At 59.4% G+C, this 24776-nt stretch carries 26 protein-coding genes; 16 read left to right on the top strand and 10 right to left on the bottom strand.

What is annotated here, in order from left to right; genetic code table 11:
• The first annotated feature begins 1289 nt into the window (after positions 1 to 1289).
• The 7 genes from DVK01_RS13390 to DVK01_RS13355 all read left to right on the top strand — a co-directional run bounded on the left by DVK01_RS13390 (position 1290) and on the right by DVK01_RS13355 (position 8186).
• Entirely contained in the window at positions 1290 to 1628 is a 339-nt protein-coding gene (locus DVK01_RS13390) for a hypothetical protein (RefSeq protein ID WP_121537103.1), read from the top strand.
• A 264-nt stretch (positions 1629 to 1892) separates the two neighbouring features.
• The gene (locus tag DVK01_RS13385) at positions 1893 to 3122 is read left to right on the top strand and encodes a hypothetical protein (RefSeq protein WP_199722343.1); all 1230 of its coding nucleotides are present in this window, start codon (positions 1893 to 1895) and stop codon (positions 3120 to 3122) included.
• A gap of 364 nt (positions 3123 to 3486) precedes the next feature.
• Entirely contained in the window at positions 3487 to 3651 is a 165-nt protein-coding gene (locus DVK01_RS21860) for a hypothetical protein (protein WP_158598767.1), read from the top strand.
• Between the two features lie 492 nt (positions 3652 to 4143).
• Entirely contained in the window at positions 4144 to 5079 is a 936-nt protein-coding gene (locus tag DVK01_RS13375) for an ABC transporter substrate-binding protein (protein ID WP_121537099.1), read from the top strand.
• Position 5080: 1 nt separating this feature from the next.
• On the top strand, positions 5081 to 5905 hold the full coding sequence (locus DVK01_RS13370; protein ID WP_101351870.1) for an ABC transporter permease: 825 nt from the start codon (positions 5081 to 5083) through the stop codon (positions 5903 to 5905).
• The gene (locus DVK01_RS13365; RefSeq protein WP_121537097.1) at positions 5902 to 6666 is read left to right on the top strand and encodes an ABC transporter ATP-binding protein; all 765 of its coding nucleotides are present in this window, start codon (positions 5902 to 5904) and stop codon (positions 6664 to 6666) included. The genes DVK01_RS13370 and DVK01_RS13365 overlap by 4 nt, the downstream gene beginning before the upstream one ends.
• 1076 nt (positions 6667 to 7742) lie before the next feature.
• Positions 7743 to 8186: a MaoC family dehydratase gene (locus DVK01_RS13355; protein ID WP_101351867.1), complete on the top strand. Its 444-nt coding sequence runs from the start codon at positions 7743 to 7745 to the stop codon at positions 8184 to 8186.
• On the opposite strand, the gene DVK01_RS13350 is transcribed toward DVK01_RS13355, so the two are convergent.
• The 5 genes from DVK01_RS13350 to DVK01_RS13330 all read right to left on the bottom strand — a co-directional run bounded on the left by DVK01_RS13350 (position 8137) and on the right by DVK01_RS13330 (position 12534).
• Complete coding sequence (locus DVK01_RS13350; protein ID WP_101351866.1) at positions 8137 to 9075, bottom strand: class I SAM-dependent methyltransferase; 939 nt, start codon at positions 9073 to 9075, stop codon at positions 8137 to 8139. The two genes, DVK01_RS13355 and DVK01_RS13350, sit on opposite strands and share 50 nt — an antisense overlap.
• Positions 9072 to 10139: a glycosyltransferase family 4 protein gene (locus DVK01_RS13345; RefSeq protein WP_121537095.1), complete on the bottom strand. Its 1068-nt coding sequence runs from the start codon at positions 10137 to 10139 to the stop codon at positions 9072 to 9074. The genes DVK01_RS13350 and DVK01_RS13345 overlap by 4 nt, the downstream gene beginning before the upstream one ends.
• The gene (locus tag DVK01_RS13340) at positions 10136 to 10513 is read right to left on the bottom strand and encodes a 6-carboxytetrahydropterin synthase (RefSeq protein WP_101351864.1); all 378 of its coding nucleotides are present in this window, start codon (positions 10511 to 10513) and stop codon (positions 10136 to 10138) included. Before DVK01_RS13340 ends, DVK01_RS13345 begins: the two co-directional genes overlap by 4 nt.
• A gap of 39 nt (positions 10514 to 10552) precedes the next feature.
• Complete coding sequence (locus DVK01_RS13335; RefSeq protein WP_101351863.1) at positions 10553 to 11533, bottom strand: zinc-binding alcohol dehydrogenase; 981 nt, start codon at positions 11531 to 11533, stop codon at positions 10553 to 10555.
• A gap of 131 nt (positions 11534 to 11664) precedes the next feature.
• On the bottom strand, positions 11665 to 12534 hold the full coding sequence (locus tag DVK01_RS13330) for a hypothetical protein (protein ID WP_101351940.1): 870 nt from the start codon (positions 12532 to 12534) through the stop codon (positions 11665 to 11667).
• Positions 12535 to 12623: 89 nt separating this feature from the next.
• Between DVK01_RS13330 and DVK01_RS13325 the strand changes: the two genes are divergently transcribed.
• Genes DVK01_RS13325 through DVK01_RS13310 form a run of 4 tightly spaced genes read left to right on the top strand, consistent with a single transcriptional unit; the run spans position 12624 to position 16351 of the window.
• Positions 12624 to 14594 (top strand): aldo/keto reductase, encoded by a 1971-nt coding sequence (locus DVK01_RS13325; RefSeq protein ID WP_101351862.1) that lies wholly within the window; start codon positions 12624 to 12626, stop codon positions 14592 to 14594.
• 49 nt (positions 14595 to 14643) lie between these two features.
• Entirely contained in the window at positions 14644 to 15027 is a 384-nt protein-coding gene (locus DVK01_RS13320; protein ID WP_101351861.1) for a hypothetical protein, read from the top strand.
• 45 nt (positions 15028 to 15072) lie between these two features.
• Positions 15073 to 15846, top strand: coding sequence for a CDP-alcohol phosphatidyltransferase family protein (locus tag DVK01_RS13315; RefSeq protein WP_101351860.1), 774 nt, complete (start codon positions 15073 to 15075; stop codon positions 15844 to 15846).
• 25 nt (positions 15847 to 15871) lie between these two features.
• Positions 15872 to 16351: a metal-dependent hydrolase gene (locus DVK01_RS13310; RefSeq protein WP_101351859.1), complete on the top strand. Its 480-nt coding sequence runs from the start codon at positions 15872 to 15874 to the stop codon at positions 16349 to 16351.
• Positions 16352 to 16830: 479 nt separating this feature from the next.
• Here the strand turns inward: DVK01_RS13310 and DVK01_RS13305 are convergent, their stop codons facing one another.
• Positions 16831 to 17283, bottom strand: a complete 453-nt coding sequence (locus DVK01_RS13305) for a pyridoxamine 5'-phosphate oxidase family protein (protein WP_101351858.1) — start codon at positions 17281 to 17283, stop codon at positions 16831 to 16833.
• Between the two features lie 192 nt (positions 17284 to 17475).
• On the opposite strand from DVK01_RS13305, the gene DVK01_RS13300 reads away from it, so the two are divergent.
• Positions 17476 to 17700 (top strand): hypothetical protein, encoded by a 225-nt coding sequence (locus DVK01_RS13300; RefSeq protein WP_101351939.1) that lies wholly within the window; start codon positions 17476 to 17478, stop codon positions 17698 to 17700.
• Between the two features lie 35 nt (positions 17701 to 17735).
• Here DVK01_RS13300 and DVK01_RS13295 read toward each other — a convergent pair whose 3' ends face one another.
• Positions 17736 to 18167 carry a DCC1-like thiol-disulfide oxidoreductase family protein gene (locus tag DVK01_RS13295; protein ID WP_121537093.1) on the bottom strand — a complete coding sequence of 144 codons (432 nt, stop codon included), beginning with the start codon at positions 18165 to 18167 and terminating at the stop codon, positions 17736 to 17738.
• A gap of 209 nt (positions 18168 to 18376) precedes the next feature.
• On the opposite strand from DVK01_RS13295, the gene DVK01_RS13290 reads away from it, so the two are divergent.
• On the top strand, positions 18377 to 19675 hold the full coding sequence (locus tag DVK01_RS13290; RefSeq protein WP_121537091.1) for a DUF6498-containing protein: 1299 nt from the start codon (positions 18377 to 18379) through the stop codon (positions 19673 to 19675).
• 28 nt (positions 19676 to 19703) lie between these two features.
• Here DVK01_RS13290 and DVK01_RS22565 read toward each other — a convergent pair whose 3' ends face one another.
• A complete protein-coding gene (locus tag DVK01_RS22565; protein WP_233560798.1) occupies positions 19704 to 20330 on the bottom strand; it encodes a hypothetical protein in 627 nt (208 codons plus the stop codon).
• Positions 20331 to 20336: 6 nt separating this feature from the next.
• Positions 20337 to 21527 (bottom strand): PQQ-binding-like beta-propeller repeat protein, encoded by a 1191-nt coding sequence (locus DVK01_RS13280; RefSeq protein WP_101351937.1) that lies wholly within the window; start codon positions 21525 to 21527, stop codon positions 20337 to 20339.
• 230 nt (positions 21528 to 21757) lie between these two features.
• Between DVK01_RS13280 and DVK01_RS13275 the strand changes: the two genes are divergently transcribed.
• Positions 21758 to 21970 (top strand): hypothetical protein, encoded by a 213-nt coding sequence (locus DVK01_RS13275; protein WP_101351855.1) that lies wholly within the window; start codon positions 21758 to 21760, stop codon positions 21968 to 21970.
• Positions 21971 to 22031: 61 nt separating this feature from the next.
• Positions 22032 to 22295 (top strand): MTH865 family protein, encoded by a 264-nt coding sequence (locus DVK01_RS13270; protein WP_101351854.1) that lies wholly within the window; start codon positions 22032 to 22034, stop codon positions 22293 to 22295.
• A gap of 108 nt (positions 22296 to 22403) precedes the next feature.
• Here DVK01_RS13270 and DVK01_RS13265 read toward each other — a convergent pair whose 3' ends face one another.
• A complete protein-coding gene (locus tag DVK01_RS13265; RefSeq protein WP_101351853.1) occupies positions 22404 to 22601 on the bottom strand; it encodes a heavy-metal-associated domain-containing protein in 198 nt (65 codons plus the stop codon).
• Between the two features lie 189 nt (positions 22602 to 22790).
• Here DVK01_RS13265 and DVK01_RS13260 point away from each other — a divergent pair, with 189 nt between their 5' ends.
• Positions 22791 to 24704, top strand: a complete 1914-nt coding sequence (locus DVK01_RS13260) for a methyl-accepting chemotaxis protein (RefSeq protein WP_101351852.1) — start codon at positions 22791 to 22793, stop codon at positions 24702 to 24704.
• Positions 24705 to 24776 lie beyond the last annotated feature (72 nt).

The following is a 24776-nucleotide window of genomic DNA, read 5'->3' as shown; positions in this document are numbered from 1 at the left end:
CTGGTATCTTTTCCCTCGTGGTGTGAACGTATACTGTGTGAGAGTCGTCTCGGGACCGGTATTACTGGTGGCCTCAACAGTGAGACTATCTAACCCAGCGTCTTGGGGACTCATTCCGCTTATCTTCCCCGGGAAATCCGAAACGAAACGGATCCGGTCCGGTTTGTACGAGCTGGTATCGCTCTGGGTGGACCCGCCGTACACTGTGGCCTGCATATCGACAGAGACTACCGCTGGGTCAACATTAGCAGCCATCCGAAGGGTATCCCAGCGATCAAAGCCGCCGACATCGTTCACTCCGCGAATTCGTGACCGGCCGATGGTCGTGGCACCGTCAGGACCCTCCAACTCCAATGGCGCGGGACACTCCGGCAACGATGGTTCGAGCACTTCACTGACAGCCCACGGAAGGTCCCGCGGTAGCTCTGCACCGACGAATTTGTGTGTGTCCAGTCGGCCCTGTTTCGGGACAGCAGCGGCGATCCGGTCCGTTGGCCCCCACCCGTTCTGAGTGAAGCCGTACCGACGCTCACTGTCGGCGCACGCCTGCATAACGGTCCACTGCGCATCCGCGCCTGCCACGACAGCAGGGCGGCCGTCAGTGAGACAGTCGCGGACTTGCTGGACTTGGTCGTCCCCGGACGGGTACACACTCACGTCAGCACTGGCACCATCAGTGACAGATGAAACCGGCCCAGGGCCCGGGAAGTCGACTTCTTCAGCGACAAAAACGCGATATCCATCAAGCTCTCCAGCGGGCGGAGCCTCTGCTGCCGGTGAATTGTTCACAAGAGACCCACAACCAGCGAGGGAGACTCCCAGTCCAGTTCCAGCAACTGCGAGGAGAGCGCGGCGGGTACACGGGGGCATAGGTGTTAGTTCGGTTGTAGCTATGTTGATTTTTTCATACAGGCGGACGGGGCTTTCCCCCAGCCGGTCAGAGGCCACCTGTTTCGGATAATTCAGGGTGACTCGTTCGGCGTACTATGGTTCCGTTAGGACACTCTGTTCACCGTTCCTGACGGGTATGCTTCTTTTTGAAACGATCCGACGAAGGGTTCGGACTGAAGGCATTGAGGCGGTACGAATGTCACTGTCGCCTCACTGTCTAGGATATGTGAGTTGTCAGTGGCGGGCCACCGGGCTGAGAGCTATGGCGATGGTGCGGCGGATTTAATTCTCAGTGTGACTGTCTCACTATGAACGCTTAGCAAGAACTGGTCAGCCTGTCTGTGGCTGTTGTATACAGATTTCGTACCGTACTTGGTCCGGTAGCTGTAACTTGATGTATGCGCACCGCCCTCCGATACGCCATTTCAGCAGGCGTTGGACTGCTAATCACCGTTTTTGCAGTAGCGTTCGCCGCATCGGACCACCTGGTCATGCTTTCGCTTCTCCCACTGTACGGTGTGGTAACATCACTGATTTTGGCACATAAACAGCAGTGGCTCTCTCTTTCTCGTGGGCAGTCGAATCGGTCGGCGAGGAAACGCGGGGGTATTATCGGCGGCATTGGAGCATTTACTGGGTATTTGCTTCTCCAGGCATCAATCCCCGCCGGCCTCGCCGGGTACGGATTACTGCTTCTTGGGATGGCTGGGGCTATTGGCGACATGGACGGGGCCTGAGTCTGCTGTACTGACCGACTCGCCTGAACTACGCCTCCAAGATGGGCTGCTTTTCGCAGCCTACTACTGGGTCAGCTATGAGTGTGACGGGCCTGTCCTTTGGGCCGATTGAGACGCCGACAAGGTTGTATTTCGCCGCCACTGTTCGAAACACTTGCGAGTGATGTAACTGTCTTCCCGGCGAGCGTATTATTCGAAACAAGAACACAATCAGGCCGTGAAACCGTATTTTATATTCATCCAAGCAGTATCATATCCTAACAGATGTATCGGCTTACGAGAAAGCTATTCAGTTTGCGAGAGGTTGTGCGTGTAGTTGTTGTGGTGATACTAGTCACAGCGAGCGGCTGTAGTGCAATCGGGAGTTCATCCAGTGGGAGTGCGGAGCTACCATCAGAAGCTGAGGCAACAGAGCGCTACGCGTCGCTTGATACCGTCAACGCAACGGTAACGACAGTCCGAACCCGGAACGACAAAACAACAACAATCGTCACGCAAAAGCGAGAACGAGTTCGCTCATTTGCGTATTTTGAGCGGGTGATATCGGTTACTAAAACGAAGGAAACAAGACCACCCCGGGTTGGTGAAGGCGGATTTATTATTGCAAACGGGTCAAGGCTTGTGTCCTATGACCCGGAGTCGAATGAGCTCCACCGAATGTCGTTCCAGACCACTGATAGCGCTACGGAGACGACGTATCCAGAGCTTCTCGCCGCGGCCAAAAGTAACCGCCCTGTCTCGCAGCCGACGTCGACCCCGGGCATTTCGCCCCTGCCAGTAGTGCCACGCGAAGACGAGTCCGGAGAAAACAGTTCAGCTGCGTATCGTGGCGGGAACGTGACGGTCGTATATAATGGCACAGAAACGATTGCTGGGCGAGAAACCTATCGGTTAGAGATCGCGCCGGCCAATGAAGATATGTCGTTACGGTCACAGACGCTGTGGCTAGATACTGAGTTCCTGTTTCCGATCAAGCGCCAGACGTCGTTCGTTGCCAACGGTGATGACTACGAATACCTAGTCACGTATCGGAATGTAACGTTCAATCCGACGTTCGAGCCTGGAACGTTCCAGCTCGACCCGCAAGAGGTTCCGGATGATGCACAACAGGTCCAGTTCAATACGTACGAGTCACGAGCGGCGCTGGCCGACGCTGCGTCACTTCCAGTGCCGAACCCGAACATGCCGGCAGAATTCGAGTTAGACGTCGCGTCGCACCGCTCAACTGATCCAGAGGTAGCGATGCTCAGATATGAGTCTACGAGCACTGACACACACTACAGGATTGGAATTCTCAACGGGACACGGAACACGACTACAGGGACGCCCGTGCAAGTGGGTGAGTACGAAGCAAGGCAAACGCAGACAAACAGAACGGTCCGGATTAGTTGGTCGGTGAATCGCACCACCTATTATGTGAGCAGGTTCCCTGCCGACACGGCCGACGACAGCACGTTACTCCGTGTTGCACGCTCAGTTGCGAGGACTACATGACAGCCAATACCATCAGCCATGGTGCTCTGTCGGGCTTCTATTCTATTCACAATCCACAGCCAGCCGCTTGTATAGGACGGGGCACAGGTGTAGCTGAACGAGATGCCACTGAACGCGAGGTCAGAGGATCGTCGGTAACAGCAGTAACAGCTTTCCATAACTCGCGTGAAAAGCCCGTAGCTTTGAGGCCAACAGTTGTTCCGCACTGTGGGTTGAGTTGGTGCACGGCGTTCAAACAGTGTAGCCGGTGGCGCGTTTCTGGCTGATAAGATACATACTACTTGGAATCGAAGAGCGTCGCATGGGCAGTGTCGCGCGACAATTTTGGCTCATGGTTGTTCCCTCGCTGACTAGTCTTTCGACCATGGGCCTGCTCATTGTGCTTGCGCTCTTTCCAGACCGGCTGTTTACTATCAGCACTGCCGGGTACATCGCTACGGCTGCCGTTGCGTTCGTCTCACTCGGGATTCTCGTGTGGCAACTCAGCAGCAGTGAGCCCCAGAATGCTATCGAGCGGCCAGAGGAGTAAGAGAAGCGGAGACACTCTGTCCACCGGCCGGTCGACGATTTCGCCACGGACCTGTTAAGATCGGTGGGCAGCCGATCGACCGCGTCTTTCTGCAGCGTACTTCGGCAACTGGACTGCGATCCTGCGACGGAGCCCGTTAGTGGCGGGTCCCGCGAATACGCGGGTATATCGCCATCGCTGGTGACCGATTTGCACTCACCCGTGCCATAGAGTTCTGGGTGTAGCTAGAGGGGAATCACCGCTGCACACTCACAGAAATACGTCTACACTTGGTGTGGTTGTCTGTTATTCTCGGTTGGAAGGAAAGATTATATTAACTACTGTCCATTCATTTTAGGCATGCCTAATTTAGGCTGCCCTAATAATTCGAATCGGTCCGACGGGACACGTATCCAGAGTAGACGACGTTTCCTCACGGAAACCGGTGCAGCAGTCGGCGCAAGTACACTTACCGCCCTCTCTGGGTGTACGTCTCTGCTCAGTGGCAACTCCATGGACACCCTCAGCGTGGCATTCAAGCCACCGTTCCCGTTCCTCCAGTACCACGTAATGAAGCATCAGGGGTACTTTGAAGCGCTAGCTCCCGATATCGAGGCGACGAACTTCGCTAATGAGGGTCTCACCATCGTTTCAGCGTACTCTGACGGGGACATTGACCTCGCCTTCATGGGCATCACCCCTGCGATCAAGATGAAGAGTAAGGATGTCCCGGGGAAAGTCACAGCGGCCAATCACAAGAACGGGTTTGTCGTATTCGCTCACGAGGACTTTGCTGCTCTCTGGGATGAACACGGTGCCGACGCTTTCCGGGTCTTCCGTGAGGAAAACGGGCGGAAATTCAAATTCAGCACCTTCCCCAGGGGCAGTGTCGCGTTTATCCTTCTCCACTATTGGCTCCGCGAGGAACTTGGACTCTCCCCGGACCTTGTTGACATTGAACCGATGGCAGGTGGTAGCCCCGTCAAACGCTCGCTGCTCTCTGGGAACGTCGATGGCACTGTCATTATGGAGCCCATCCCGACTGCGCTTGAACAGAGAGGCGCACCCTTCGAGCGCATTACGTGGGCTGGCTCATTCATGTCCGGCCAGCCTGGCGGCATCATGTTCATGCACGACCGCCTCTGGAACGATCACCCGGACATCGCGAAGTCTGTTATTACCCAACATTCGCGTGCTACTGAAACCATCCAGGAACAGCCGGGCGTCGCTGCGAAGGCTGTGAGTAAGGCCAAAGGCGACAAACTCCCGACGAAGATTGCCCGGAAAGCCCTCACGTCGAAGGCCTCGAACTACATCAGCGACCCGGCACAGATTACAGAGAGTACGCAGCTTTTCGCTGCGCAGATGGAGGACCTCGGCCAGATCAATAGCGGAGTGTCTACCGACGAGATCTTCGAGCAGTCACTCTACGACGATATCGCCGAATAGGATGGCCACAGAATTTGACCCAGTAGCGGACTCATCCGGCATCCGCTCCCAGCCGACAACCACGATTGCGTTCGGCCGAGAATGGAATCTGACACGTCTGTGGTATGGATTCGTGGGAGCGGCTGGATTTCTGGCAGTCTGGTGGGCAGGGGGTCGTGAAGTTCCGTCGTACCTGTTGCCGACACCCAGCGAGGTGGCGGGCGCGCTGTGGACCGAGCTGGTTAGCGGCGAATTACTTGTTCATCTCGGAGAGAGTCTCCTCCACTACGTTCCCGGTGTCGCCGGTGGCGTTGTGGCTGGCGGTTTACTCGGCATCGGCATGGGCTGGAGTCTGGTCATTGACGCCGTCCTCACACCCATCGTGCGGGTGCTCCGGCCGATTCCACCATTGGCGTGGATCGTGTTCGCCATCATCTGGCTTGGACTTGGTCACACCGGTGCGGCCTTTATTGTGTTCATCGGTGCATTTTGGATTACGTTCTATAATGCGTACGAGGGGGTCGAGAACGCCTCGAACGAGCTAGTCGAGGTCGCTACGACACTGGGTGTCGATAGCAATCGTCGGCTGCTGTGGCGGGTCGTCATCCCGGATGCATTACCGGGGATTCTGACCGGAGTCCGTACGAGCGTTGGCCAGTGCTGGATGATGGTGATCGCAGCCGAATTGTTCGGTGCGCCCGGTGTCGGATACGAAATTATTACGAGCGCGAACAACCTCGCGATGGCGCGTAGCATCGCGTATATGCTGGTGATTAGTGTGGTGTTCCTGCTCAGCGACTGGGCCGTCCGGCGAGTTCGTGCCCACCTCCTCGACTGGCAACAATGAAAGACAGTACGGATACCGAAATCGCCATCCGCGGGGTCTCCAAGCAATACGAAAGGGAAGGCAGAGTTACGACAGCCCTCCGTGACGTGTCGCTGCGTGTCTCATCTGGCGAGTTCGTCACCGTGGTTGGCCCGTCAGGCTGCGGGAAGACCACACTTCTCAGGCTTGTAAGTGGACTGGAGCCACCAACAGACGGTGATATCACAGTTTCGGGGAAGCCGGTTCAAGGCCCTGACCCGAATCGGGGAACGGTGTTTCAGGAGTACCACCTGTTTCCGTGGCTGACAGTCCGAGAAAACGTCGCCTTCGGATTAGTGGAGCGGGGAGTGCCGGCTGCTGAGCGGCAGGAGCGAGTCCGAGAAATGCTAGCTATTATTGGATTGTCTGACTTTGCTGATGCATACCCGAAGGAACTCTCAGGTGGTATGAAACAGCGCGTCGGTCTTGCGCGCGCACTCGCTGTGGACCCAGCTATCCTCTTGTTGGACGAGCCCTTTGGCAGCGTGGATATGCAGACACGCCGACAACTCCAACGCGAACTGCTCGACATCTGGCGTGGCACCGATAAAACCGTGTTGTTCGTAACCCATGACATCGAGGAGGCCGTTGCGCTCTCGGACAGGATTGTCATCATGTCCGGCACGCCGGGGCGCGTTCGAGCAACGGTTTCAGTGGCGGAATCTCGGCCCCGTAACCGCAGTGCGCAGTGGTTCGTTGACCTCGTGGAAACACTGTTCGAGCGAATTGAATCGCAGACGTAGTTACTGACTGTGCCTTCTGCAGATGTCACGGTGGGGTTGGTAAACTCCCTGCTGACTGACCGTCTCAGTATCGCTGTATCATATCTCGGCGCCTCTCCCCGCTGGGACGATGTGTCTGCCCGGACCAGCGATGAGTAGTGCGCAGAACGATGCGATCTAATGTAGTTTGTCTGTCGCTGACGACACCACTCGACTAGTTCGGTTTGCGCTACACCGTTGGAGGACTGCTAAGAGCCGTTGTGTTGGCTTCCTTCCGTCCACGTGAGAGTGGCTTGCAGTTCCTCAACGGAGATCTCGTCGAGATGATGCACTGTCACTCACGACATTGAGCAAAAAGTTCTAGCAGTGACAATCGTCGCTGACAGCGACCGGACGCAACTGAGAATTTGCGACAGACGGGAACTCCGAATACCGCACCGAAGTAGAGTAGCTCACTGCCCAGCAAACCCTCTCTCCGCCTGTTCGGCAGATCCACGGGCAGAGAATGCCCGCAGTAACAGGTCGTGTTTGAACGCTACTGTCCCAGCGTGGGAATCCCCGCTTCAGCGCGGGAGGCTCTCAAGCAGGACGAGACGGCACATTCGTTCAGGGACGCGATGGAGTTACTCCCTCGTCAATCGTTATCCTGTCGTTTTGAACCTGGATGAAGATGGTTTGTTCAGGCTCATCAGAGACTGTGACAGCAGCGGTGGACTCCTGCTGTCTGTCGAGAACAGCCTTCACTTTGTAGCAGCCATTCCGTAGTAAGTTGACCGAACAACCCGACTGGCCCGACAGAAGCTGATAGTGTGCTGTATGACAACATTCTCCGTCATCGTATATCTCTATGTGGACATCACGCTTGGTGTCAGAGGCATTTCTGATGTGGAGGTCTTCGTGTGCTAAGCGCCACTCTTCACTGGTCGCCGAGAGGAGTGTACGACTGCTGGAGGGCATGTCGACATTGTATCTATGTTACAACTACAATATATATCTTATCTACATGTACCTCGCGCCATCTGTTCACACGCACAAACTCGGACTTTGCTAGTGCCGTCCACGTCGGATTTTTATTTGTGCATCATCTCCATAGTCATATGCAGTTTTACGAGGATATTTCGGTCGGTGACGTGCGAGAATCGGACGGATACACAGTGTCGAAATCTGAGATTGTGGACTTCGGCGAGAAGTACGACCCACAGCCGTTCCACACTGACGAGGAGGCAGCGAAGGACTCAGTATTCGGTGGGCTAGTCGCGTCTGGGTGGCAGACTGCCGCAATCTGTATGCGTCTTAACGTTGAGACCAGCGAGGACATCGCAACACAGGCTGGCGTCGGCGTCGACAATCTCCGCTGGCATCTACCGCTCCAACCCGGTGATACGCTCCGATTACGAACCGAAATCATCGACAAGCGACCCTCCGACAGTGATCCGAGTCGAGGATACCTCACCACTCGCCACGAAGGGCGCAATCAGGACGACGAACTGGTTATTTCATACGAGGCGACGGCCACGATTCGCCGGAAGACCGACGGGTGACGGCACGGCCCAGGAAGTCCAATTGGTGTGTGTGATACAGCAACTCAGCAGCAGCGACCTGCTCACGCCGGCCGGCCAGCCAGTCGGCGAGTCCCTCGAAGTCGCGACCGGCCACCTCGCCGACTGCATCCTCGATAGTGTCGAGAATGTATCGGAGGAAGTAGGCTTCGTCGGCCGGATAACTCCCGTCGATAGGTCGGACAACCCAGTCCGACCCGGCAACAGCTGAAAGCGTTGTGCCGTCGAGGCGCTGGAGGCGACCGAGCACGTCGCTGCCGGCGCGGCTGTCACCGCCCTGCTTCCCGTCCATGTGCTCGTGATAGAGTCGTTCGACCGTCCGGTCGGCCGGATGGCTCGGCTGGAAGCGGGTTGCCCCGTCGAATGTGAGCGGGAAGTAATACAGGCCACCCGGTGCGAGCGGATCGAGCAATGTCGGCAGCTCCCGCCGGTCGAGAATATCGAGCAGGGCTGCCCCAACGAGGAGGTCGTATTCGCCGTCAGTACCCGTCGCGTGCGCCACAGCATCGGCTTGCACCGCCTCAATCTCGACTCGCCGGTTTTCGCTGTCCAAGACGAGCGGCCCGTCTCTCACAGACATCTGCCGGTCAGCGGCCCAGTTCCGGATGTGGTCTGGCAAGCGAGCCACGTTCTCCGACTGGAGATCGACTGCGGTGTAGTGGACTTCGCCGGCAGGAAGCACGTCCCAGTCGAGGAAGCGGGCGAGCATCGTGCCGATACCAGCCCCGATTTCGAGGATGCGTAGCGGCCCGTCGCTGTCGGTCGCCCGGTCAGCCAACTGCTCGCGGAGCAGCTTGACCAGCCGGCGGTCCAGCGCGCGGTCGTCGACTGTCCGTTTTGCCCGGAGATATCGCTGGAACGATTTCGTCATGCTGGTCCCTCCGCAGGCTGAACGATAGCAGACAGCAGGCCGCGTACCCGTCCGACCGTCTCTTCCCAGTCCGGGTGTGCCTCGTAGCTCTGTCTCGCGGCCCACCCCATCTCGGCCAGGCGGTCGCGGTCGGTGGCGAACCGCTCCAGCTCACGAGCGACGGCTGCAGAGTCGTCCGGGTCGACGAGTGCCCCCGTTTCGCCGTCGGTTACGATGTCGGTCGCCCCGCCAGCCCGGGTGGCCAGCGCCGGGAGACCAAAGCTCATTCCCTCCAGATAGACGATGCCGAACCCCTCGTACCGGGATGGCACTGCCAAGACGTGGCTCGACCGGAGCGTGTGCTTTAGCTTGTCGTCCGCCAGTCGGCCCGTGAACGCTACGCAGTCATCCAGACCGTGTTCCTGGATGCGGTCTCGGACTGCATCGACGTGCCCGTCGTCGACGGCCCGACCGACCACCGTGATGTCGATGTCGGCGGCAGCGTCCGCCACACCCTCGACGAGCGTATCCAACCCCTTTCGAGGCGTGATGTTTCCGACGAAAACCACTCGCAGCGGCTCAGTAGTGGCCCGCTCCGCAACCGTGGCCCGGTCGATGTCCGGGGCGAAGCGGTCGCCGGCCGGCGGTGCGACGACGGTGTCGGCGGGGTTGACGCCGAGGTCCGAAACGACACGTCGGGTCGTGGCGCTGTTACAGACGACACCGTGGACCGTCCCGAGGTAGCGACGCTCTACCGCGCGATACAGCGGGGCGAGTCGGCTCGGCTCGCTTGCCCGCAGGTGGTGGACGATGCTGACAACCGGATATGGGAGGGTGCGGTTCGTGTGAACAAGCGATGGATGAGCGAGTTCGTCCTGTAACATAATGTCGACATCTACGTCCAGTTGTCGTCGGAGCTTGCGCGACCCGTTGTCGAGCAACCCACGGTGGTAGTTCCGCCAGGGAAGCTGGATACATTCGACGGTGTCGCCGGCCGCTCGAAGTCCCTTGACGAGTTTTCTATCGTATCGAAACCCGCCCGACTGCTCGTCGAGGCTCCCGTACAGGGTCAGGCCGACTCTCATACGGCGGCGTCGTAACTCGCAGCGGCGTCTTCGTCCTCCCAGACGGTGACCGATAGTTCAGTGACCGTCTCGTCGGTGACACGCGCGATGACGCGTTCGAAGATGACACGGGCAAACCGTTCCACGCTGGGATTATACTCCTCGAACTCTGGGAGGTCGTTGAGCAGTGTGTCCTGATACCGGTCAGCGAGTGACGACAAGGCTGTCTCGGCATTGTCGATGTCGACGATGTAGTCGAACTCGTTGAGCTCGGGGCCGCGGAAACACAGTTCCACCCGGTAGTGATGTGAATGCGGGTCTCCCTCTGGGCCCGGGTCCGGGACAGTGAGGTAGTGCTGTGCCACGAACTCGGTCCGGACCGTCGTCGCGTACATGCCCGAACAGACGGCCGGGACACACCTAAATCACGGGTGTCAGTTGTACGTCAACACCACCTGCACGGCGTCGTCTGGCCGGTTCGCCAGCAGTTGATATGCCTCGCCTGCACGTTCGATGTCGATTTCGTGTGTCAACAGCGCCGAGAGGTCAGTGTCGCTCAGCCACGACCGGACAACGTCCAGTCGGCGGTCCTTGTCCCAGCGGTCAGCGTGGTCCGGATCGATTCGGCTCACCTGACTGCTGCGTACGCGGATGTGGCTCCGATGGAAGTGGTGTCCGAGGTCCAGTGACACACCCTTCGAGCCGTACCACGACCCGACGATGACCTGACCCGCGTAGCCAGTGGCGTCGATAGCCCTGTCGAGGGCGGGTGGGTTTCCCGAGAGTTCGAACGTGATGTCGGCGTCAACATCACCGAGATTTCCGGGGGTGACCGAACGGTCTGCCCCGAGTGCTTCCGAGAGCCGACGACGGCTTGCACAGGGGTCGACTGTCACAAGTGACGCCAACGGAAAATCAGCCAGAAGTCCAGTGGTCAACAGTCCGACCGGCCCCTGGCCGAAGACGACCACCCGAGCGCCGATGCGCGGTCGAGCGTCCATCACGAAGTTAACGGCCGCCTCGACGTTCGGCATGAACACCGCCTGTTCCGGGGGTAACGTCGTGGGAATGAGCGACGACGGTTCTGCGAGAAAGTGGCTCTCGTGTGGATTAAACGCAAACACACGACGGTCGAGCCAGTTGTCGTCGACTTCAGCACCGATGGCGGTGACACGGCCGACTGCGGCGTAGCCGTACTGCAGTGGATACGAAAACGTCCCATCTAAGGCGTCGATTGTCTCGTCGGTCGCAAGTTCCGAATCGACCTCACCGCGGTACACTAACAGCTCCGTTCCGGGACTGATTCCTGAGAGTTCTGTTCGGACGCGGACCTGTGATGGTCCGGGGTCAGGCACTGCCTCCTCGTCGACCCTGACTGATTCCGCGCCGGTAAAGTACAGCGTTCTGGCAGACATTACACTGTCTCTTGGAAACGTGGATGGCCGGTGCCGATGTTTCGATGCCAACTCTTCTGGACGTGGCGACGGCTCCGGGAAGACACGTCTCCTATCCAGGCCTTCTCTGACTAAAAAGTATCTCCGATTGACTACAAATACCCCAGTGACTTCAGCCGGCAGCTGTCGCTCTCGGAACCATAGACGCGCGACACTGGAAGCGGTTCGGGTGGACGCAGGTCGGGCTCGCGCCCCCCGCCGTCGACGCCGTCGGTCTCGGCCCACGGCACCGCCAGTAAGGCAGGGACCGGCGTGTACATCGGATGGCCGTACAGCCCCCACTCCCCGAAGAGATTACCGTGATCGGCGGTGACGGCGAGGTGACCGTCGACGTTTTCGGCCAGTGCTTCTACTTCGCGGAGGACGTATCGGAGGTTCGCCTCGTATGCGTCCCAGACGCGGCCCGGCGAAATATCGCCACGGCGGAGCGCAACCCACGGATTTGCCGTGTTGCTGTGGTGGCCAGTGCGGGCCAGACCGCCGTCGCTGTCAAGCGGGTCGGGGACAAACGGGTGGTGTGGTTGCATGTAGTGGACGACCAGCCGCTCGGGGTTCAGCCGCCGGGCCAGTGCGATTGCCCGGTCGGTTACGGCTTCAGCCGGGACGGTGTTCAGATCCTCGTCCCACGCGTACTTCCAGACCTCGTCCAGTACGGCGAAGGCGTCGGCATCGAGGTACCTGTCGGTCCACGTATTGCCGGTGACCATGACGGTGTGAGATGTCTCTGGATGCCCGGGGAACGTGTTTTCGAGCCACTCCGAGGACGAACTCCCGACAGAGCGGACCGTCGAAACAGCGTTGAACAACTCGGTATCGGAGGCAACCGTCTGCAACAGGTCCGCGCGACAGGCGTCGAGGACGATGAGCACGTCCCAGTTGCGTTCATAGATGGTCGTTCCGTACGGAATCCACTGGCCCAGCGCCTGCAACGTTCGCAAGTACGCCGTGCCTAGCCGGCTCATCCCCGGTTCTGTCACGTCCGCTATTCGGTGGCGGCGACTAAAGTCCCACCGGCGGTATGATATATATGCGAGGACGCCTCCATTGGAGTGTGCAGTGTCTGTTCGTCGGTGCGGGCAGTATCGCGGCGGAGTACGCGGCCGAGCTGGCAGATAGCCCACTCTCGCTGGCGGGAGTCTGCGACCTCGACGGAGACCGGGCTGCGTCACTCGCCGGCGCGCACGGCTGTCCAGCGTTTACTGACCTCGATACCGCGCTCAGCGGCGTTGACGCGCCGCTGGTGGTGAACCTGACGAACCACGCCGCCCACGCACCGGTGACCCGAACGGCGCTGGAAGCAGGGCGACACGTTTACTCGCAGAAGCCGCTGGCGCTGGAAGAGACGGTGGCCGCGGAGCTACTGTCGCTAGCCGGTGATAAGGACTTGGCACTGGGCTGTGCCCCGGGGACGCCTGACGCGCCGTCGCAGCGTCGTGCTGGACGATTGCTTGCCGACGGTCGCATGGGGCCCGTTCAGCTGGGGTATGCCCACGCCCACGTCGGCCGTGTGACCGAATGGCACGACCGCCCCGATTCGTTTCTCTCTATCGGGCCGCTGTACGACGGCGGCGTCTACCCGCTCGCGCTGCTGGTCTCGTGGTTCGGCCCCGTCAAATCTGTTCAGTCCGCGACTGCACTCGATAGCTGGCCTGACCGGGAGCCAAAGCGGCCATCGGTCCCGAGCCATGTCGAGGCGATGCTTTCCTTTGCCGGCGGATTGACAGTCCGGCTGACCGCGAGCTTCTACGCGCCACACCGGAGCCGGGAGTTCTACGGACTCGAACTTCACGGCGACGACGGGTCAGTATACCTCCGTGGGACCGGCGCAATGGCCGACAGCCCCGAAGCCGTTCGCTACGGCCGATCTGGTCGCGAATACATCGACGCTCCCGCCCAGCACCCTACGCAACCGTACCGCTATCTCGACCCTGTGGAGTCGCTTGCGGCCAGTGTCAACCGTGGGTCTCCGTCCCGGAAGACTGGTCGCCGTGGTGCCCACATCGTCGCGGTCTGTAATGCGATTGAAACGGCTGCGGAGACGGGTGAGCCGGAAGTCGTGTCCGGACATGGGGTGTCGGCCGCCCCGCCGCCAGCGCCGACCGTCACTCCAGACAGCGCCCGAAGCAGTGGACGGGCGGGGGCGATTCGGCTACCCCCCGTCGGCTTTGGCTGTTCCCGCTACCGTGACGGAACGTACGTCGAGCGCGCGGACTCCATCGCGACGGCCCTCGACGCTGGCTATCGACTGCTCGACAGCGCCGAACTATACGGCAATGAACACCGTATCGGCCGCATTCTCGCCGCCCCGGGCGCACCCGACCGGCGTCGGGTGTTCCTGCTCGGGAAAGTCTGGCGCACGAACCACCGCCGGGAGCACATGGTGACGGCCTGTCGGGGCAGTCTCGACGAGCTCGGTGTCGACGCCTTCGACTGCTACGCGCTCCACTGGCCCGAGGCGTGGGCGCACCGCGGACCACTGGAACGCCTGGCCGAGAAACCGGTCGCGCGTCAGGAAGCGTTGACCTTCCCCGAGGATGATGGGGGCGACATCGAGACGGACTCGATTCCGCTCCAGCGCGCCTGGGAGAATCTGGAGGCACTCCACGAACGGGGCTGGGCGCGCACGCTCGGCCTCTGTAACGTCTCACAGACGCAACTGGAGACCGTTATCGAAACTGGGACTATCAGGCCGGCACTCGTCCAAATCGAACGCCATCCGTACCAGCCACGGACAGACATCGTCGAGTACTGCCACGAGCGCGGCATCAGAGTCGTGGCCCACTCGCCGCTGTCGGCTCCCGGATTGCTCGACGAGCCTGTCCTGACGGATATCGCAGAGGAGTACGGCCTTTCCTCGGCCGGTGTGGTGCTGGCGTGGAACGTCACACAGGGGGTCATTCCGATTCCGTCCAGTACGACACCGTCTCATATCGTCGAAAACCTCGTCGCAGCTGGGCAGCGACTCGACACAGAGACGTCTGCCCGCATCGAGGCACTTCAGCAACCGGATTTCGAGCGGTGAGCGGTGCAATTGGCAGTATGATTATGTGACTGAAACCCGAATCCAAAACATGACCGCGACGGAAACACAGGGACGTTCACTCGACGTAGCTTCGCTGGACAGCCGACACTGGCTCGGTATCGTGGCGGCACTGGTCTCGGCGGCGGTACACCTCCTGCTCGGTATCAGGCTGGCCCCCTCCGCTCTGGGTATCAGTTTCATCCTCGCGGGGCTTGGGTTTCTGGGTGGTGTCGCGCTGGTCGGCCTGGGGATTCGCCGTCGCCTCGTCTACGCCGCCGGTGTCCCGTTCACGGCCGTCCAGATCCTGCTGTGGTACTACGTCAATTTCGCCGCCGGACCGAAATCATTCCCGGCTGATGTCGGGACACTGGGTGCGGTCGACAAGGTCGCACAGCTTGTCCTGCTGGCAGTCCTCGTTGCGCTGTTGCGATGAGCTGTGCTACTGTGACGGCAGACAGACGGTACCGGGGAGGTGTCGATGGCCGAGCAACACGGTGACGGCGCAATCCCTGTCGAACTTTCGGTGATCGGCGGGTTCGTTATCGCTGGGATTGTCGGCGTGCTGTTCCCCGCAGACGCGATGACCCACTGGCTGTTCCACCCGGCGGTCGTCGCAGGCTGTTGCTGGGCCGGACAGCTCTGGTACGTCGGCCGAACGGTCAGTGTCACGCCGGCTACCGGTAACCCCTGGCGCTACACCTTTGGGATTGCAAACACGGTAACGCTACTTCGCGGTGGGCTTTATGCTGTCGTCGCTGGCTTTCTCGTGGTGCCGATGACGACCGAACTCGTCTGGGTCCCGGCGGTCTGCTACGGCGCTGGGGTTGTGCTCGATAGGCTCGATGGCACCGTCGCCCGAACCGTCGGCGAACAGACCCAGCTGGGCACGCGGTTAGACATGGCCTTCGACACGTTCGGGTTCGTGGTTGCACCGCTTGTCGCAGTTCTCTGGGGTCAGCTCCCCGCTCTGTATCTCTCACTATCGGCTGCTCGCTACGTCTACGTCGGCGGGATTCGCTGGCGGCGATACCGCAACCGACCCGTCTTTGAGCGGCCTGACAGCGATCTCGGGAAGTATCTCGCCGGCGTCCAAATGGTGTTTATTACCGCCTCGCTCGTCCCTACTGCGCCGACGGGACTGGTCTTCAGGCTCACACCGGTCGTCATTGCACCGTCGCTGATGGTGTTCCTCCGTGACTTCCTCGTCGCTAGCGGTCGACTTCCCCGTGAGTGGTTCGACCGGCAGCGTTGATACGTCTCTGTCCCTACCTCTTCGTATGCTCTTCCCGACACACCTGCTCGCGGCCGCGCTTCTGGGACGGCTGTCGCGGTTGTCGCCGCTGTGGCTTGTGGTCGGGACCGCACTTCCGGACGTGGTAGACAAGCCGCTAGCATCGGTCGGTGTCACGCCGCTGTATCACTCTATCGGCCACTCTGTACTGCTCGTGGTCGTGGCGCTCCCGCTGGCTTTCTCAGGCCGGACCGGACTGTCGGCGGCAGTTGGCTGGGCGCTACATCTCCTCCTCGATACTGTCCACGTCGTTCTCAACGGCCGCCCCGGCGATGCGGTCTTTCTGTTTTGGCCTGGTGTCACTCCCACGGACCCACTGGCGCTCCCACCGGGGTCGTTCTTCGTGTACTACCTCTGGAGTCCATCATTTTTCCTCGAAGTCGCGCTCTGGTTCACAACCGCTGGCCTGCTCGCCAGACACGCGATAAGAGAGGGCCGTGCTGGCTCCCAAAATCGGCTCGATTGAACCTTTCAGAGCTGTGGCGACTATAATACGGTGGCCCAGCCCCTGAAACGCTGCTCTATGGTGACTATCGACACAGTCCGACTGAATCAGTACACGATGACACACCAATTCAACTGGGCGGGTCCCGGTCGGCGGCACCCCGTCGCGTCTTAGCTTTCTACGCAGTCCGTACAGCGGCTTGCGCCGGGTAGCGAGGACCGACCACACTCTGTACACGCATCGAAGCCCGCGCTCGGGTTCTCCCGTGGGACTGAGAGCGTGTTCAGTGCTTTCCGCAATCGCTTCTTCATGTCATGACGTATTGCCATCGATTATTTTAATATTTGGGGTAAAAACGACAGAGACACTCTAGTACCTATAGAGCTGGCGATATAATTTACCGACTATGGCACATATCTGCGTATTTGTATACGTACAACTTTTCCATTTCCACGCTATCTCTTGCCTGTCCAGTCAATACAGGGCCGAGTGAGACCCAGTCACTGCTGTCCGACAGCGCGGCCTGACCGTTCTCGGATTTCTAATGCCCACACATTGGGATTTTCCTGCAGTTCGTACTCTGAGAGCAGATTTGACTGATACGCGTTAGCAGCGAGTGACTCACGTGCGGTGTCCCACTCGTCGATTTCGATGCGGTTGAGCGGTCCAGCGACGATTACACTCCGCCATGCACCGGCTGGACCGATGTCGAAGGTGGTAAAGCTCGCCACATCAGTCTGCTCCGCATACGTCTCTTTTCGGAGTTCGGTGGTTGCGCCCAGAAACACGAAGTAAAGGGTGTCCTCACCGTCGTACCCGAAGGATAGCGGTACGCCGTATGGCACTCCCTCGGCAGCCATCGACAGCACACCAACTCCGCTCTCGGCTAGCACCTCATCGATGACCGAATCTTTCACCTCTCCGCCCAGTAGGGGTTGGAACTCTGACGCCATGGCCAGAATGTGTTATTGAGGCTGAATTAATGCTGGAGAGGATTCTCAGGAACTCGGAATTGGGTTTTGAGTGCCGAACACGGGGAAATCAGGAGCACGGACCACCAGCATAACAAATAACAACCAACACCGACCGCTGCCATCTGCTACCCGATTGCGAGAGTTTGTTACCCGGCAGTCCGAATGGGTGACATGGCCATTGACCCACTGACAAACGATGACGTTCTGGCGGTCCTCAAAGACTGTGACGCGACTGCGGTCCCGACAGCACACATCTCTGCCCGCCTTTCGGCCCCGAAACCGTACGTCACGACACACCTCCAGCAACTGGCTCTGAAAGGCCTGGTGGGGTTCAACACACACAGGGGAGTTCGCCGCTGGCGGCTTACGACCGCTGCGAGAACGCCACGTGAGTAAGACACAGTAGCCCCTGGTGTCTGGTCGCGACTATCTCACGCGTCGGCGCGGATGTCCCGGTCAACGGCGTCTTCCGCAAGTGTGTCGAACCAGTCCCTGGCACCGCCTGTCAGCCGGTATCGCTCGTGGACATCGTCCGGTTCTCTCCCGCGCCCACTCGCCAGCCCAACGACGTGCGCGATTCTCTCATAGTTCTCTCTGACGAGCGAGCCGACGAGATCGGGAAGTCCGGCGCGACCGGCGAGCTCTTCGGCGGCTGCCCGCCCCGCATACACCCGTCTGGTCGGCCGGTCGACCAGTACCATCGCAAACGGCGGCTCGTCAAACTGGGCCGTCAGAAACGACTGGGCCGACTCGTCGTACCACGAGATCGCGCCGATATCGTCGACCTGTTCGAGGGCTTTCGCGGCCACCGAACAGTACGGACACTCGCCGTCGTAGATGAGTACAGAGCTAAAACGGGCCATGTCTATTCTAGGGGTCCTTGCCCCATATATCGTTGGATTGGGAGGGGATACGTAGTGTCAGCGGTCAGTTCGGACAGCGACGTGTCAGCCGTTGGTGCCAAGACCTGCCCCGACATAAGTTGATGTCGTGCACTGACTCCCGATCGTTGCTGGCGAGGGTGGCTGTGTAATCAGTTCGTTCAAACGTCAGTAGCTATCAGCACGGCATAATGCCCTCCACCAGACGGGTTCTCCGGACAGAGGATAGCCGTCGGACAGAGCTACTCGGCACCATCGCCTCGAATTCGCTCCCGATTGTTGGTGTTGCGTTCCTTGACTGGAGTGCAGCTGCACTGCTGTTTCTGTACTGGTTTGAGCTTGGCGTCGACTCGGTCTGGGCACTCGTTCGGGCAGTGTTCGCTGGCCGCCCGCCGACTATCGAGACTGGCACCCTACTTATCGGGCCACTGGCGGAACGACAGTTCGCCCTCTCTATCCCGCGAACCGATCTACGGGTCTATCTCACGACGGTAATCGCGCTTCCAGTGACCGTTCTCGTCCTGGCAGGAGTCTGGGTATTTACTGGGGCCCTGCTAATCGGTCCACTGCCGGAGCCCAGCACAGAGACGGTCTCTGGTGTGCTGCTGGCAACGGTCGGTATTTTCGTTCTGACGGGTGTGACAACGGTACGGAACTACTTCTACAACGGCGCGTACCGGAAACACAACTCGACGACGGCCTTTCGTGGCCTGTTACCGCGAATGGTAACTGTCTTTTTCGGGGGCATACTCACTCTGACGCTCATAACAGCGGCCACAGAGGGGCCTGAAGCAGAACTCGGCAGTCTTGACCCGACTGTCGTCGGACTGCCGATGGTACTCATGGTCGTCTGTTTCAAATTCACATCTGACCTCTTGGGTGTCTACAGCGACCGTCTCGCCGTCTATTTCAAGTCGTACGATCAGGACTACGGCTGGCAAACGGCCCCATCGAAAGCACGATCTATCGACGAGACGCTCGCTGAGGCATCTGAACGCCTTCGCCCGGTTCGCTGGGGACGGGTCATCGGCGGCCCCCTCCGGTTCCCACATCACCCGGGAAGCGTGTTTCTCTGCGCCATAGGACTCCTCGTTGCGGTCCTGTTTGCAATTGGGGGTGCGTGGGACATCGTTGCCGTGATTGTTGTCACAAGCGTTAGCATCCCGGTTCTCCTGTTATGTCTCGATCAGCTATTGCGATACGGGGCCATCGAATACCGAATCGACGCTGACAACGGTACGCTCATGGCATACGACCATCTGTTTGGCACGGCACTCTGGCGCATCGAATCGTGGGAGGAACAGCGCCTCCGCGTCGAGAAGACGCCTCTCGATTCGCTGTTCGGCACAGAGACGGTTACTATCGAACACGCTGAGGGCGAATACATACTGCCACATCTCTCTGATGCCGCCCCAGTTGTAGCGGTGTTTGACCGACAACCCGAGCGTTCAGATCAGATACTCCCCGGCCGGGCCAGCCTATTCGGATAAGTCGTCCGAGTGGCCTGTGAAGAGGTCGTCAGCTATCCGCTGAAGCGCTGTTGTCGGTCCACAGGTCATGGCCGACGACAAGCGCCATGGCACTCGTCAGTACGATCAACAGCAGTCTGCTAGCGGGTGAGAAGCCAACGCCTGCCACCGATAGACCGAGGGCCGCGGCGGCGAGTACTGGTGGGCCAGTGAGTGCAGCACCGAGTTGAGCGCTTTCGGACCGGAGGTAGCCAGCGCCCCAGCCGCCGAGGCCTATGATTATGAGCGGGATCGCAAGCGCCCAAATGAGGAAGGCGGTGAGTTCGCTCCCGATGTCGTTTGTGCCGGCTGTGGTGGACAACAGCGTCCCGAGCAAACAGGCCCCGGTCCCGAAGAGCGCCGCGAGTGCGAACGCGCCTTGCAGGCGTGACATTGAGCTCCTGTCACGCCTGAACAATGCGCCCAGACCGACGAACACCAGCGCGTTCGCGCTGATGATGAGTCCGGGTCTGAGCGTTCGCTGCACCCAGATTGCGCTGAACGTCGGTGGATTGAACACATACGAGTCTCCCGGCCGCGGAGTCGGCCAGAGTTCAAGCGGGACTGCGGTGATGAGCAGACAGACTGCACTCAGACCGAGGAGCGAACCAGCGATTCGATATACGCGACGCGACATAGCAGGTCACTCACCCCCAAGAGCCACGACAGTTCCATCCGGAGAGACGCCCACGACTCCGCCGTCGAGTACTGCCAGTGAGACAGCCCGGTACTCGACAGGATACTGCCACACTGCCTCACCAAAGCGCGTGGTGAACGCGGTGAGACCATTCTCGCGCTGGAACGTAAACACAGCATCAGCAGCCGCGGCAGTCACTGCGCCACCAAGGTTGATTTCCGAGCACCACCGGGGCGTCGGTGCGCCGTCATCGACGCGGTCGAAGGCGAACGTCGCACTGGAGGACTCACCGGGACGCTCAATTGCATACACGCTCTCTGGCGTCACGACCGGGAACTCAAGTGACCGCCTGTCGTCGAGCCGCCACTGCTCTGTTCCATCCGTGAGCGAACGGCCGAGCAGGTCACCGTACGTATCGCTCACATAGACCGTCCCATCGGACACAACAGGATATCCAGCAGGTCGATCTTCGTGTCGCCACTGGACCGCACCGGTTGCTGCGTCTACCGCCACTATCTGCTCACCGGCGGTAACAACGGTGCCGTCGGCCACGGCCAGCCTCGTTCCATCGACGTTTGCCGTCCACTGCCGGTGCCCGTCGTCGATAGCAAATCTCGCTACCCCAGCAGTCGTGGGAACGAACAGTCCATCATCAGTCACTGTCGGAACGCCTGCCCCCGCTGTGTCAGTGTTTCGCCACACAACAGCGCCGTCCGAAACGTCGAGCGCCGTGACACCGTCCGCCGTCGCAAGAAAGACACGGCCGTTGGCAATCACTGGCGGCGCTGCGCCGTCTCCAAAGTCGACCGCTGACGGAACTGTCGCCGGTGTGAGCGCACGCCGCCACTGTTCCGATCCGTCACGGAGCGACAGCGCGACGATGTCGGTCGAAGTCGCCAGCACGACAGTTCCGTCGGCGACGACGACCGCGCTTGCACTCGTGTCGTCACCGCCAGTAGTGGCTGCAGAAACATTTGCGTGCCATCTTACTGCCGGTGTCGTTGTTTCAAGCTGGACTGGTGCATAGCCCGTGTTTGCTGCATCGAACCGCGGTAAGGGCCACGACCCGTCGGGCAGCGTCTCGAAGCCGGGGTTGTCGATACCCGGTTCCACGGTATGCGATGGCTCTGGCACGCCGTCGTCGGGGCACGTCGACGAACAGCCAGCGACGCCGGCGACCGTTCCGGTGGCGACCACTCCGAGAAATGTCCGCCGCGATGTGGAGGGCATCAACTGCTCGTTCCGGTAGCTGCATGAAAAATGTTAATATAATATTTTTATAGACTGGTAATTTCGACCTGAATAACTATAACGGTTCACCCGTCCTCAGGCCAGTGGTCTGAGCGAAAGCGATTTTCTATGTATTCGACAGCTTATGCGGTGGGAAATCCAGCAAAGCTTAGTAAATCGTTCCCAATAGCGCTTCCATGGCGGAAACGACACTCGCTACGATAGACGAACTACTGGAGGGCACGCTGGATGACGTGGATGACCCCGACATCCGATACAAACTCAGAAGTGCGCGACAACTTCTGCAAGTCGTTCAACAGCGGCAGGATATCATGGATGAAGCTATCGAGACTGCGGTTGAAGATGAAGAAGTCCTGCAAAACCTCCGCGATCTCGGTTATACTGAGTAACGACACTGCACACCTGTTGGCACAGAACAAGCCTTTTGTCTCTCTCATCCAAGTCTCTGGCATGACAGCAGATACTGCCGAGCAACTCAGAGCTGAATTAGAGGCGGTCTTCACGAACGCAGACTATCCCGTCGAAGAACCGATGGAACTGGTGCCGGCCCTGCCGGACGGCCCAAGCACGACATTCGAGGCCGGTGACGTACGCGTCGGGGTGATGGACTTCGGCGCAGAGTACGCCGAGTATCAAGAGTATCCCTACGAGACGGCGGAGGCTCTCATCGATGACCTGATGACCGGGTTTCGGGAAGAAGGACTGTTCGACTGAGCCGGCCGTTCTTCACACCGCCTGACTGCGTGATGGGGATTTGCGACGCAGCAGTAGCAACCAAGCTGTATTGGTAACAGTTGCCAGAGCGTTTGCGACGGCACTGCCTCAGACCTTTGCGTCGTACCCCGCGTCCTCCACAGCGGCGATGAGTTGCTCTGTGCTGATATCGCCGTCGACAGACACCTGTTCGGCGTCGCTGTCGGCGTCAGCGCCTTCCACTCCAGCGAGCGCTTCGATAGCCTCTTCGACGGCCTGCTCACAGTGACCGCAACTCATTCCTTCAACGGCCAACGTCGTGGACATAACGATTACAACGACGAATGCACGGAACTTTTCGGTTACGGATTGGTTAGCAAATGATCAGCAAGTAGTCTCTCATGATCTACATATACTAACCAACAATAGTGAGTGTCTGTACGCTATCCGGGGTGAGACCATCAAATTTGATAATCTCATACATAGTACTATAATTTCTGAGCGTTTTCTGAGGGCATGGCTAATGGTAACTTGACAAGCATTGGGAACATCGGGGAGCAGGGCACCGCCGGCGGCGATGGTGGTTTTCTCTCGACCATCCCGGATGGGAGTTCAATTCCCGACGAGACGTGGCAGCGCCGCCACAAGTATTTCGTTCTCACAGTTCTTGCGCACATTCCGTTCCTGCTGGCGCTGGGACTTGTCGAGACGACGCAGAGTCCGATCATCGGCGCAACCATCCCCGCTGTGCCGACCGGACGGGTGTTGCTTCAGATCGGAATCATCGCTGGATTTGCTTTCGCTGCCGCTCTTCCACAACTCAGCCGCCGAGTGCGAACCGTGCTCGCGGTCACAGCCCTCGCGTTCTGTACCGGTACGCTCGTGCACTTCAGCGGCGGGTACATTGAGGCGCACTTCCACTTCTTCATCGCAATCGGGATCGCCGCGGTCTATGAAGACTGGATTCCGTTCGGCATTGGCATCGCGTACGTCGTCGCGAGTCACATCATCTTCGGCATCATCGACCCTACGTCGGTCTACAACCACACGGCAGCGCAACTGAACCCCATCGCCTGGGGCGCTGTCCACGGTGGGTTCGCCGCAATGCTGGCTCTCGCGCTGACGATTCACCTGAGTTCCATCGAGAAGTCTCGACAGAAGGCACAGACGGAGATTGAGCGCGCCCGCAAACGGGCCAACAAGATCGATAACCTCGAAGAAGAGCGGGCCGAAATCGAACAGCAGCGCGAGGAAGCGCAACGCCTCAGAGACGAAGCTGAGCAGGAGCGTGAAGAGGTCGCTGCGCTCAACAGCCATCTCGAACTGAAGGCCCAGACGTACAAGGATGCGATGGAAGAAGTAGCAGACGGCGACTTCACAACGCGCGTCGATGCAGACAGTATGAACGAGTCGATGGCTGAAATCGGCATCGCGTTCAACGGCATGGCGGACGAACTCGAAGCGACGCTCGGCGAGATTCAGTCGTTCGCAGCTGCCGTCGATAGGCAGGTCACGGAGTCTGATTCAGCACTGCAGGAGGTCGCAACGGCGAGCGATGGTGTAAGCGGTTCTATCCAACAGATAGCTGCCGGCGCTGATGAACAGCGGGGAATGGTCGAAGAGGCGAGCGCCGAGGTCTCGAACTTTTCAGCGGCGGTCGAAGAGATTGCCGCATCGGCTGATGAAGTCGCACAGACCTCTACCGAGACCGCAACAATCGCGACTGATGGGCAGTCGCTCGCCGAAGACACGTTAACTGATGCCCAAGACGTCAAGGCCTCGATCGATGAAACGGTGAAAACAGTGACCGAACTCGACGACCAGATGACAGAGATCGCGACAATAGTGGACTTCATCTCCGACATTGCGGAACAGACGAACATGCTGGCGCTGAACGCGAACATCGAAGCGGCCCGCGCGGGGAACTCCGGCACAGGAGATGCAGGCGACGGCTTCGCTGTTGTGGCTGATGAGGTCAAGACACTGGCCGACGAGACACAGGAATCTGCAGGCGATATTCGAACCCGAATCGAAAACATCCAGGACCAGACCGGCACTGTTGTCGGTCAGGTCGAACGGGCGAGTGAGCTGGTCGAAAAAGAGATCGAAGCCGTCGAGCGGTCCGTTACCGCGTTCGAGCGGGTTGCTGAGAACGCGGCGGAAACCGATACCGGTGTCCAGGAAATCAGTGACACGACTGATAGCCAGGCGGCGACCAGTGAGGGTGTTGTGTCGATGATCGATGAGGTGGCGGAGATCAGTGTCGAGTCTGCGGATGAAACGGAATCCGTGTCCGCGACGGTCGAAGAACAAACTGCCGCTATCACCGAAGTGAGCGACCGGATGGAGTCGCTGTCTGAGCAGGCCCAACAGCTCGAAACGCTGGTCGGGTCGTTCAGCGTCAGAACTGACGCTGCTCAGGCACAGTAACCAGAGTTGACCCAACTTTCCAGTTTCCGTCTGCACCAACTACCACCGTCTGTGGTCACCGACGAAACGTGC

Origin of the sequence: Haloarcula sp. Atlit-120R (assembly GCF_003665885.1) — an archaeon.
Lineage (GTDB): Archaea > Halobacteriota > Halobacteria > Halobacteriales > Haloarculaceae > Haloarcula > Haloarcula taiwanensis.
This window is presented reverse-complemented; position numbering and strand designations above follow the sequence as displayed.